The sequence below is a fragment of the Brevundimonas sp. UBA7507 genome (assembly GCF_002478355.1).
Classification (GTDB): domain Bacteria; phylum Pseudomonadota; class Alphaproteobacteria; order Caulobacterales; family Caulobacteraceae; genus Brevundimonas; species Brevundimonas diminuta_D.
In genome coordinates this window covers 23,031-32,725 of record NZ_DLNP01000012.1, presented here as the reverse complement: position 1 = coordinate 32,725, position 9,695 = coordinate 23,031, and the positions used below count along the sequence as shown (strand labels likewise).

General features: G+C 66.4%; 10 protein-coding genes, 1 tRNA gene and 1 pseudogene. 6 read left to right on the top strand and 6 right to left on the bottom strand.

Going from position 1 to position 9,695, the window contains the following annotated elements:
* The 5 genes and pseudogenes from B3D50_RS07380 to B3D50_RS07360 form a co-directional block, all read right to left on the bottom strand.
* Positions 1-189, bottom strand: a pseudogene (locus tag B3D50_RS07380) (SOS response-associated peptidase); the annotation flags it as partial.
* Positions 190-209: 20 nt separating this feature from the next.
* On the bottom strand, positions 210-488 hold the full coding sequence (locus B3D50_RS07375; RefSeq protein ID WP_286950479.1) for a hypothetical protein: 279 nt from the start codon (positions 486-488) through the stop codon (positions 210-212).
* Positions 485-715 carry a hypothetical protein gene (locus B3D50_RS07370; RefSeq protein WP_286950478.1) on the bottom strand — a complete coding sequence of 77 codons (231 nt, stop codon included), beginning with the start codon at positions 713-715 and terminating at the stop codon, positions 485-487. Before B3D50_RS07370 ends, B3D50_RS07375 begins: the two co-directional genes overlap by 4 nt.
* Complete coding sequence (locus B3D50_RS07365; RefSeq protein ID WP_286950477.1) at positions 712-873, bottom strand: hypothetical protein; 162 nt, start codon at positions 871-873, stop codon at positions 712-714. Before B3D50_RS07365 ends, B3D50_RS07370 begins: the two co-directional genes overlap by 4 nt.
* 214 nt (positions 874-1,087) lie before the next feature.
* Positions 1,088-1,163 (bottom strand) — tRNA-Ala (locus B3D50_RS07360).
* Positions 1,164-1,285: 122 nt separating this feature from the next.
* On the opposite strand from B3D50_RS07360, the gene B3D50_RS07355 reads away from it, so the two are divergent.
* From B3D50_RS07355 to hisS, 5 genes are all read left to right on the top strand, one after another.
* Positions 1,286-1,591 carry a YggT family protein gene (locus tag B3D50_RS07355; protein WP_046653094.1) on the top strand — a complete coding sequence of 102 codons (306 nt, stop codon included), beginning with the start codon at positions 1,286-1,288 and terminating at the stop codon, positions 1,589-1,591.
* 147 nt (positions 1,592-1,738) lie between these two features.
* Positions 1,739-2,617: a 3-hydroxybutyryl-CoA dehydrogenase gene (locus B3D50_RS07350; protein ID WP_046653095.1), complete on the top strand. Its 879-nt coding sequence runs from the start codon at positions 1,739-1,741 to the stop codon at positions 2,615-2,617.
* On the top strand, positions 2,617-3,183 hold the full coding sequence (locus tag B3D50_RS07345; RefSeq protein WP_286950472.1) for a hypothetical protein: 567 nt from the start codon (positions 2,617-2,619) through the stop codon (positions 3,181-3,183). Before B3D50_RS07350 ends, B3D50_RS07345 begins: the two co-directional genes overlap by 1 nt.
* Positions 3,184-3,243: 60 nt before the next feature.
* Positions 3,244-4,464 (top strand): DUF418 domain-containing protein, encoded by a 1,221-nt coding sequence (locus tag B3D50_RS07340; RefSeq protein WP_269296341.1) that lies wholly within the window; start codon positions 3,244-3,246, stop codon positions 4,462-4,464.
* Between the two features lie 57 nt (positions 4,465-4,521).
* Positions 4,522-5,994 carry a histidine--tRNA ligase gene (hisS, locus tag B3D50_RS07335; RefSeq protein WP_286950469.1) on the top strand — a complete coding sequence of 491 codons (1,473 nt, stop codon included), beginning with the start codon at positions 4,522-4,524 and terminating at the stop codon, positions 5,992-5,994.
* Between the two features lie 371 nt (positions 5,995-6,365).
* Here hisS and B3D50_RS07330 read toward each other — a convergent pair whose 3' ends face one another.
* Positions 6,366-8,492, bottom strand: a complete 2,127-nt coding sequence (locus B3D50_RS07330) for a M13 family metallopeptidase (RefSeq protein ID WP_286950468.1) — start codon at positions 8,490-8,492, stop codon at positions 6,366-6,368.
* Between the two features lie 419 nt (positions 8,493-8,911).
* On the opposite strand from B3D50_RS07330, the gene B3D50_RS07325 reads away from it, so the two are divergent.
* Positions 8,912-9,568 carry a TetR/AcrR family transcriptional regulator gene (locus B3D50_RS07325; protein WP_286950467.1) on the top strand — a complete coding sequence of 219 codons (657 nt, stop codon included), beginning with the start codon at positions 8,912-8,914 and terminating at the stop codon, positions 9,566-9,568.
* Positions 9,569-9,695: the final 127 nt, after the last annotated feature.

The following is a 9,695-nucleotide window of genomic DNA, read 5'->3' as shown; positions in this document are numbered from 1 at the left end:
CGCCCAGGGCGTCATGGTCAGCCGCGGGCCATCGGCGCCCTGGGTGACGACGGGCGCGGCGTCGCCGATGCGGTAGTCGGCCGGCGCCAAGTTGGGCAGACCGCTCGGAAAGACGAGCGTCCGCCCCGCGTCGCGGAATGGCGCCGCGATCTGGTTGGCCGGGACGTGCAGGCGATAGTTGTTGCACATGGGCAAAGCCTCTCACGCCCTCAGCCGGTTGTGGAGTCCGGCTCCTGAAGCTTGCTCCTGGACCGATCGACGGCGCGCGCCATTCCCTCGTAAGGGTAGCTCCAACTAAACGCAGCGCCGCTGAGGTCGGTCCAGGCGGCCTTCACCGTTGCCGACGCGGCCATCAGCGGAAAGCGCTGAGACGATACCGGGTTCAACTGGCCATGAAGTCGCTGGAGGCGTCGGTAGATGTCGTCCAGCTCCGCCAGGTCGTTCGCATCCAGCACCTGCTTGCTCGACATGCCCTTGTATCGCGTCATGGATGATCTCCTGACGCGGCGCGAAGCGATAATCCCTGCGCCTTCATGTCCTCAAAGGCAGCCAGAACCCTCTCGGCAGCGCCTGGAGCGATCCGGTTCAGCGTGGCCGCGTGGCGGGCCAGCATACTGACCAACACCGGGTCGTGCTTGGCGGCCTCGCCTTGGCGCCAGACGGCGACCATCTCCGCCAGTTGAAGCTCGGTAGCGGTTGGCACGAAGTCACTCATTGCGGGCGCCCCACAAGCCGCATTCCCGCGACCAGCCCGGCGATCAGTTCGACCGTGGGGGCGGGAATGTCTGCTCCGTCGCGCTGTTCAAGCTCGCGGTCCAGTTGCTCCAGATCGCGAGCGAAGGCCTCGTCTGGGCCAAGGGGTTTCGTTTCCATCTTCGTCCTCCTCAAGCACCGACCGAGGCGGACTCCTACACGCGAACAAAAAGAGAACAAGCGGTGCCCTGCAAATTAATCACAGGAGAATACGTCGACGGAAACCATCTTCCCGCTGCAAATCCGGTGCAGGACAAGCGTTAGGGTAGGGGTTAGGGTTGCCGGGAGGGCAGTCAACTAAGTTGTTGTTTTGTTTGGGGTAACTGTGGCCGTCTGGTGGAGCCGAGGGGAGTCGAACCCCTGACCTCGTCATTGCGAACGACGCGCTCTACCAACTGAGCTACGGCCCCGACCGACAGGCAGGGGCGGGACATAGAAGCGTCCAGGGGGGCGTGTCAACGGGCCGCGCACGAATCCTTGGCGATCCGCGGCGGGGCCGCTAGAAGCGGCGTGAACGAAGCAGGAGTTTCTCATGGGTTTCGCCCTTGTCTGGCTGGTGAACGCCGTCGTCACCTTGATGATCTGGTGCATCATCGCCTCGGCGATCCTGAGCTGGCTGTTCGCCTTCGACGTGATCAATCCGCGCAATCGCTTCGTGGGCCAGATCGCCTATGTGTTGGATACGGTGACGCGGCCGATCCTGGGACCGCTCCAGCGGGTGGTGCCGTCGCTGGGCGGCATCGACATCACGCCGATCATCGCCTTGCTGGCGCTGCAGTTCCTGAGCGTGCTGTTCAATCGGACGGTCGCGCCCATGCTCATCATGTCGCTGGGCTAAGGCGGGCGAGACGGGGCGCCGTTGAATGCGGGCCACGGGGGCGAGGGATTCGGCGTTCGGCCTCCATTTCCGCCCTTGCGTGGCGCGAACGGGCTCCTAAGGTGCCGAGGATGGGTTCCCTAGCGGACCGGATTTTACGCGTAATTCATGACCACGATCAGGACAGTCGCCGTCATCGGCGCCGGACAAATGGGTTCGGGCATCGCTCAGGTGGTGGCCGCCGGCGGCTATGAGGTGAAGCTGTACGACATCGCGTCGGACCGCGTGACCCTGGCCCTGGGCGAGATCGCCGCCAGCCTGGCGCGACGCGCGGCGCGCGGCCTGTCGAGCGAGGCGGAGGCCCAGGCCGCGCTTCAGCGCATCACCGCTGTGAAAACCCTGGCCGAAGCGGCTGAGGCGGATCTGATCATCGAGGCCGCGTCCGAGGAGGAAGCGGTCAAGAAGGGCGTCTTCACCGAGCTGACGCCGCTTCTGGGGCCGGATACCCTGCTGGCGTCCAACACCTCTTCGATCTCCATCACCCGCCTGGCCTCGGTCACGGATCGGCCCGAGCGTTTCATCGGCCTGCACTTCATGAAGCCGGCGCCGACGATGAAGCTGGTCGAACTGGTGCGCGGCATCGCCACCTCGGCCTCGACCTTCGAGACGGCGGTCGCCTTCGCCGAGAGCCTGGGCAAGATCATCACGGAGTCCGAGGACTTCCCCGCCTTCATCGTCAACCGCATCCTGGTGCCGATGATGAACGAGGCGGTCTATGTGCTGTACGAAGGTGTCGGCGACGTGGTCTCGATCGACAAGGCGCTGAAGCTGGGCGCCAACCATCCGATGGGACCGCTGGAGCTGGCCGACTTCATGGGCCTGGACGTGGCCCTGGCCATCATGAACGTGCTGTATGACGGCCTGGCCGACAGCAAGTATCGGCCCTGTCCGCTGCTGGTGAAGTATGTCGAGGCCGGCTGGCTGGGCAAGAAGAGCGGGCGCGGCTTCTACGACTATTCCGGCGAGACGCCGGTTCCGACCCGCTGATGGCCGTCGCTCTTCCTTCTCTTCCGGGCCTGAAGCGCGTTGCGCCGCGGCGCGGCGCGGGCGCCCTGGTTCCCGCCGCCCTGGCGGCGGCGGCCTGGCCGCCGGTGATCCTGACCCTGTTCATCTGGCCGCCCGAGAACTGGTGGTCGGGCGTGGATACGGACTGGCGGCTGGTGATGCTGGCCGTCGGACTGATCGCGGCGCCGGCGGGGCTTTGGCTGCTGCTCGACAGCCACGGCAAGACCGGGCGCCCGTCGACGCGACTGGGCGTGGTGTGCCGCTTCACCGTCTTCGGCGGCCTGCTGGCGGCGGCGATGCAGACGATCATGGCCGTGGTCATGGCGGGTCTGGCGGGCGCCGCCTCGCAGAGCCTGGTTCAGGGCCTGGGCGCGATCGAGACGGCCTTGCTGATCTATGGCGTCGGCGGCCTGCCGCTGGCGGTCATGATGGGCGTCAGCTACGCCCTGTGGGGCGGTCTGTGCGTGGCCTATCTCGGCTTTGTCCCGGCGCCCGTCGTCAAGAACCGCATGGGCGTCCTGGCCGAACGGGACGTTACGGGGATTTAACGTGAAGCGAAGCGGCGGTCCCGACTAAGCCTCGACCTCTTCACCAGAACAGGGGCGAGCATGAGGGATCAGGTCGAGACGGCCCAGCCGAAGCCGGTCGCGGCGGATCAGCGGATCGTGACGCTGGACGTGCTGCGCGGCGCGGCGGTTCTTGGAATCCTGGCGGTCAATGCGGCGGCCTTCGCCCTGCCGATGGTGATTCTGGAGTCAGCGCCGGATCAATCGCCCTTTCCGGCCGTGATTGGGGCTTCGGGCTTGGCGCAGTGGGCGGTCGACGTCTTCTTCCGCCAGAAGTTCGTGACCCTGTTCTCCATGCTGTTCGGCGTGTCGATCTTCCTGGTCGGCGGCGAGCGGGGAGATGAGGCCAAGGGCCGCGTCCTGCGCCGTCGCCTGATGTTCCTGGCCCTGTTCGGCCTGATCCACGGCCTGGCCTTCTGGTACGGCGACATCCTGCTGCTCTACGCCTGGTCGGGGCTGTTCATGATGCTGATGCGGTCGATGCCGGCCAAGCCGCTGATCTGGATCGGCGCTGGGGCGACCGTGCTGCTGGCCACGCTTCAGGCGGGCCTGATGATGGCGATGGCGCATTTCCCGGAGGCCATGAGCGAAGGCGGTCCCGCCGACGGGGCGGTCGCCGCCTCCATCGCCGCCTATCAGAGCGGCTGGGCCGGCGCGGCGCTGGAGAACCTGAAGGCCTGGGCCTTCGCCCAGGGCGCCAGCCTGTTCATGTATGTCTTCTCGACCGTTCCGTTGATGATGCTGGGCCTGGGTCTGTTCAAGGCGGGCTTCTTCCACGGGCGGGTTCCGACGCGCGTTTATGCGATGCTGATGGCGGGCGGGGCGGCGGCGCTGGCCCTGTTGGGCGTGCTGGAATGGCTGGAGCTCCAGGCCGGTCCCGGCGTTGAGGCTACCGGCGGCTGGGCGGCGGTCGTCGCCTCCTATCCCATCATCATCACCCTGGCCTACGCCTCGACGCTGATCCTGATGACGACGCGCGGCGTGGGGTGGCTGCGCAAGGCGCTGGCGCCGGTGGGGCGGATGGCCTTCACCAACTATCTGACCCAGACCCTGATCATGACGACCATCTTCTACATGCCGTGGGGGCCGCGACTGTTCGGCCAGGTCGACTATCCGATGCAGTGGGCCATCGTCGTCGGCGTCTGGGCGCTGCAGCTGATCTGGTCGCCGCTGTGGCTGTCGAAGTTCACCATGGGGCCGTTCGAGTGGCTGTGGCGGCGTTTGAGCTATGGGCGCGATCTGCCGCTGCGCCGCACGGCCTGAGCGGGAAGGGGCGGCGGCGAGTTGCGGCGACGGAACTGATGGCTTAATCGCCGCTTCATGACCGACGAAGCCTCCAACCGCCCCGAAGCTCGCGCCCCGCGCGGGTTCGCCGACCGTCGCGGCCGCGACCTGACCGCCGAGCGCCGCATCGTCGCGCGCGTGTCCGAGGTCTATGAGCGCTGGGGCTTCGAGGCGCTGGAGACTCCGGCGTTCGAATACGCCGACGCCCTGGGCAAATTCCTGCCGGACGCCGACCGTCCGAACGAGGGCGTCTTCGCGCTTCAGGACGACGACGATCAGTGGATGGCCCTGCGCTACGACCACACCGCGCCTCTGGCCCGTTTCGCCGCCCAGAGCTGGGAGACCCTGCCCAAGCCGTTCCGCCGCTACGCCTATGGGCCGGTGTGGCGCAATGAGAAGCCGGGGCCGGGCCGCTTCCGCGAATTCTGGCAGTGCGACGCCGACACCGTCGGCTCCGACCGGCCCGAGGCCGACGCCGAGATCATCGCCATGGGCTGCGAGGGCCTGCGCGCCGCGGGTCTGGCGGCCGGGCAGGCCGTGATCCGCGTCTCCAACCGCAAGCTGTTCGACGGCCTGTTCGACGCGGGCGGGATCAGCGACCCCGTGCAGCGGCTGACGGCCCTGCGCGCCGTGGACAAATACGACCGACTGGGCGTTGAGGGCGTGCGCCTGCTGCTGGGCGAGGGGCGTCTGGATGAGTCCGGCGACTACACCAAGGGCGCGAACCTGCCCGCCTCGGTGATCGGGGCGATCGAGGCGTTTCTGGCTTCGGCCGAGGCGCCAGGCCTCAGCCGCGCAGGCGTGCTGGACGCCGTGTCGGACGCAGCCTTGGGCGCGGCGGGCGAAGAGGCGCTGAAGGAACTGGCCGCCATCGACCGCGCTCTGACGGCCATGGGCGTGTCACAGGACGACGTGCGCTTCGACCCGACTATCGTGCGCGGTCTGGAATATTACACCGGTGCGGTGTTCGAGGCCGAACTGCTGCTGGACACCAAGGACGAGAAGGGGCGCACGGTGCGCTTCGGCTCGATCGGCGGCGGCGGGCGCTATGACGACCTGGTGTCGCGCTTCACCGGTCAGTCGACCCCGGCGACGGGCTTCTCCTTCGGCGTGTCCCGCCTGGCCTCGGCCCTGCGCGCGGCTGGTCGCGGCGCCGAGGACGCCACGCGCGGGCCGGTGGTGGCCATCGTCTTCTCTGAAGACGACATGCAGCACTACCTCGACGCCGTGTCTGAACTGCGCGCGGCGGGCGTTCCGGCTGAGCTCTATCTGGGCCGCGCGGGCATGAAGGCGCAGATGAAATACGCCGACCGTCGCGGTGCCCCGGCCGCCGTCATTCTGGGCGGAGACGAGATCGCCGCAGGCCAGGTGACGATCAAGGATCTGGACGCCGGACGCGCCCGCGCCGCCGCCATCGCCGACAACGACGCCTGGAAAGCCGAGCGTCCGGGGCAGCAGACCGTGGCCCGCGATCAACTGGTCGCGGTTGTGCGTTCCATTATCGAATAGCTTTCGATAATACCCCTGACGAAGACGTGACTTATCAATGTTCACTTACGAAAGAACGCTCTTTCGATAGAGGCTTGATTGACTTGACCCCCTCGATGGCGTCATTTGGTCTCACTCAAGAGGCGCAGCGCTCAGCCGCAGCGACATCTTGAAGGCGTTTCGGGGAGGAAACGTCCGCTCCTGAGAGAGCGAGAAGGCCCGCTGCGATGTATCCCCCGCAGCGGGCTTTTTCATGCCTGGGAGCCAAGAATTTTATCGAAGGATGTTCGATATGAGGCGGTTTTGGCATGGAGGAGCGTCAGGAGACGGCGCCTTGAAAAAGGGCCGGAGCGTCGCCGCTCCGGCCCTCTTCGTTCAGCAGGCGTCGCGCCTTACCAGATGCGGACGCGCTCTTCCGGCGACAGGTAGTATTTGGTCCCCGGCTTGACCCCGAAGGCCTCGTACCAGGCGTCGATGTTGCGCACCGGGCCGATCACGCGGAACTCGGCCGGGCTGTGCGGATCGGTGGCGATCTGATTGATCAGCGCGTCATGACGGTATTTGGACTGCCAGACCTGGGCCCAGCCGTAGAAGAAGCGCTGGTCGCCGGTCGTGCCGTCGATCACTGGGGCGGGCTGGCCCTTCAACGACAGGTGATAGGCCTCCAGACCGACCGCCGTACCGGCGGCGTCGCCGATGTTCTCGCCCATTGTCAGGCCGCCCTGGACGGGATGGCCGGGCACGGGTTCGAACTGGTCGTACTGGGCGCCCAGACGCTTGGTCAGGCTCTCGAAATTGGCCTTGTCCTGTTCCGTCCACCAGTTGCGAAGCACGCCGTCGCCGTCGGACTTGGAGCCCTGGTCGTCGAAGCCGTGGCCGATCTCGTGGCCGATCACGCCGCCGATGCCGCCGTAGTTGACGGCCGGGTCCGCGTCCGGATCGAAGAAGGGCGGCTGCAGGATGGCGGCCGGGAAGACGATCTCATTATTGGCCGAGTTGTAATAGGCGTTCACCGTCTGGGGCGTCATGCCCCACTCGTCCTTGTCGACCGGCTGGTCCAGGCGCGACAGGCGATAGTTCCACTGGAACTGGCCCATGCGCTGGCTGTTGCCGAACAGGTCGTCGGCCTGGATCTCGAGCGCGGAATAGTCGCGCCACTTGTTCGGATAGCCGATCTTGACGGTGAATTTCCGGAGCTTCTCCTGAGCCGCCGCCTTGGTCTCCACGCCCATCCACGTCAGGTTGTCAATGCGGTGCGACAGGGCGGTGCGCAGGTTGGCGACCAGCTCTTCCATCTTGGCCTTGGATTCGGCCGGGAAGTACTCGGCGACATAGAGACGGCCCGCGGCCTCGCCCAGGGCGCCCTCGGCGAAGCTGATGGCGCGCTTTTCACGGCTGCGCTGTTCGGGCTGGCCGGCCAGGTCGCGCGAATGGAACGCCCACTGGGCGTCCGAGAAGCGTTGCGACAGCAGGGGCGCCGCGTCGTCCGTGGTGTGGAAGGCCTGCCAGGCTTGCAAGGTGGCCACCGGCGTCTCGGCGAAGATGGCGGCCATCTTCGGCATGGCCGTGTTCTGGCGCACGATCACGCGGTCGACCGCGCCCAGACCGGCGGCGTTGAAATAGCCGGCCCAGTCGAAGCCGGGCGCTTCGGCGGCCAGGGTCTGGATCGAATAGGGGTTGTAGGTCTTGTCGCGGTTGCGGTTCTCGATCGGGGTCCAGTGCGCCTCGGCGATCCGGTCCTCCAGGGCGACGATGGCGGCGGCCGAAGCGGCCGGGTCGGTCCAGCCGATGTTGGTCAGCATCTGCTCGATATAGGCCTGATACTTCTGCTTCTTGTCGGCGAAGCGGGCGTCCAGATAGTAGTCGCGGTTGGGCATCCCCAGGCCCGACTGGCCGGTGGTCACCGCGTAACGAGTGGGGTTCTTCTGGTCGATGGTGATGCCGGTTCCGAAGAAGGAGCCGCCTGCGCGTCCTTGCGTCTGACCCATGTAGGCGGCGATCTTCTCATGGCTGTCGGCGGCGCGGATGGCGGCCAGATAGGGGGCCAGCGGCTGGGCGTCCAACTGGTCGACGCGGGCCTGATCGATGAAGGCGCGGTAGGCGTCGGCGATCTTCTGCTCGTCCGAACCAGCGGCCAGATCGGTGCGCGCGGCCAGGTCCGTCACCAGCTTCTTCATGCGGTTGTCCGATAGTTCGCGCAGCAGGGCGAACGAGCCGTAGGAGGTGCGGTCCGACGGAATGGTCAACTGGTCCAGCGCCGCGCCGTTGGCGTAGCGGAAGAAGCTGTCGCCCGGATCGACCGAGGTGTCGCGACCGGCCAGGTCGAAGCCCCAGGTTCCGTAGCGAGGCGCGTCCGTGCCCTGCCAGCCGGAGGCGCCGCCCTGGGCGGCCGGTGTCTGGAACAGTTCGAAGACGGAGCAGGCCTCGTCGATGCAGGCATGGTCATGGCCGTCGTGGGCCAGGGCGGCGGCCGGCGCCAGAAGGGCGGCCGCAGCGACCCCCGCGAACAGTTTCTTCATTCTTGTTTCCTCATCTCGGACCCCCAACGGGCGCGCTGCCCAAAGCCTAGAGGCAGGGGCGATCCAGCGGTCTTAAAAAATTTTAGCGCGTCGCGCGAGGGCGGACTGAATTCCCTCTTTTAGGCCTTTGACCGCCAGAATGACGCTGAAGCGAAATAGACCGAGGCATAAAGCCAAGCTTTGAGCCGGAGAGCTTTCCTGACCTTGCGGCATCAGTAGAACTCCTTAGTCGTGTTGAACTCCTAAGCGTGGTGCGGCAGAGTTTTCTGCCGCCTGTGACCCATTTTGGTCATTGTTCGGTGATGAAAGTTCACCACTTCCTCCTAGGAGCATTCTCCCTTGTCCCAGGCTCGCGTCAGATCGACGGCGAGCTGCGATGAGGCGAACGCCGCACATAGATGAGTTTAGAGCCGCCGCCGATGCGTGAATCTTCCCAGTCCGCCCCTGCCGTCGCCGAAGCCGAAGTCCAGCCTCGGCTGAACCGCCGCCAGGCCGCCAAGGTGCGCACGCGTCAGAAGGTTCTGGACGCCGCCCGCACCCTCTTCGCCGAGCGCGGCTATGACGCCGCCACCATTCGCGACATCGCCAAGGGCGCCGGCATGTCGACCGGCGCAGTCTTCGCCAACTTTCAGGACAAGGCCGAGCTGTTCGAAGCCGTCTTCTCCGAAGAGATGGAAGGCCTGCTGCTAGACATCCGCACCGCCGCCGCCGAGGGCCGCGTCCTGGACCGTCTGTCGAACGGGCTGACGGCGGGCTATCACCGCTCGCTGGACCACCTGCCGCTGATGCAGGCCATGGTGGCGCGTTCGTGGTTCCAGCCGGAAGACGCCGATTTGCGCTCGCGCGCCTTCGTCCGTCCCCTGGTCGAGGCCGTGGCCGAGATTCTGCAGGCCGGCGTGCGTGAAGGCGAGCTGCGCCAGGACGTGGACCTGCCCATGTTGGCGCGTCTGATCTGGGACGTCTTCATCAACAACTTCCGCTTCGCCGCCTATGACAACTGGGGCATCGAAGAGCTGACGCCGCATATCCGCAAGCAGCTGGACCTGATCCTGTCCAGCCAGCTGGCGCGTCAGTAAGGCCTCAGCCAGCACCCGATTGAGGGCCGTACGCCGGACAGGCGTGCGGCCCTTTTTCTATGCGCTGATCGGATCGACTGGCGGTTTCTCGCGCCCCGATGGAACGGCGGTCTTGCTGGCGGGTTGC

Bases quoted from the DNA above. Each gene is read 5' to 3' on its own strand.
- B3D50_RS07375 (WP_286950479.1), bottom strand. From the start codon at position 488: ATGACGCGATACAAGGGCATGTCGAGCAAGCAGGTGCTGGATGCGAAC.
- B3D50_RS07370 (WP_286950478.1), bottom strand. From the start codon at position 715: ATGAGTGACTTCGTGCCAACCGCTACCGAGCTTCAACTGGCGGAGATG.
- B3D50_RS07365 (WP_286950477.1), bottom strand. From the start codon at position 873: ATGGAAACGAAACCCCTTGGCCCAGACGAGGCCTTCGCTCGCGATCTG.
- B3D50_RS07355 (WP_046653094.1), top strand. From the start codon at position 1,286: ATGGGTTTCGCCCTTGTCTGGCTGGTGAACGCCGTCGTCACCTTGATG.
- B3D50_RS07350 (WP_046653095.1), top strand. From the start codon at position 1,739: ATGACCACGATCAGGACAGTCGCCGTCATCGGCGCCGGACAAATGGGT.
- B3D50_RS07345 (WP_286950472.1), top strand. From the start codon at position 2,617: ATGGCCGTCGCTCTTCCTTCTCTTCCGGGCCTGAAGCGCGTTGCGCCG.
- B3D50_RS07340 (WP_269296341.1), top strand. From the start codon at position 3,244: ATGAGGGATCAGGTCGAGACGGCCCAGCCGAAGCCGGTCGCGGCGGAT.
- hisS (WP_286950469.1), top strand. From the start codon at position 4,522: ATGACCGACGAAGCCTCCAACCGCCCCGAAGCTCGCGCCCCGCGCGGG.
- B3D50_RS07330 (WP_286950468.1), bottom strand. From the start codon at position 8,492: ATGAAGAAACTGTTCGCGGGGGTCGCTGCGGCCGCCCTTCTGGCGCCG.
- B3D50_RS07325 (WP_286950467.1), top strand. From the start codon at position 8,912: ATGCGTGAATCTTCCCAGTCCGCCCCTGCCGTCGCCGAAGCCGAAGTC.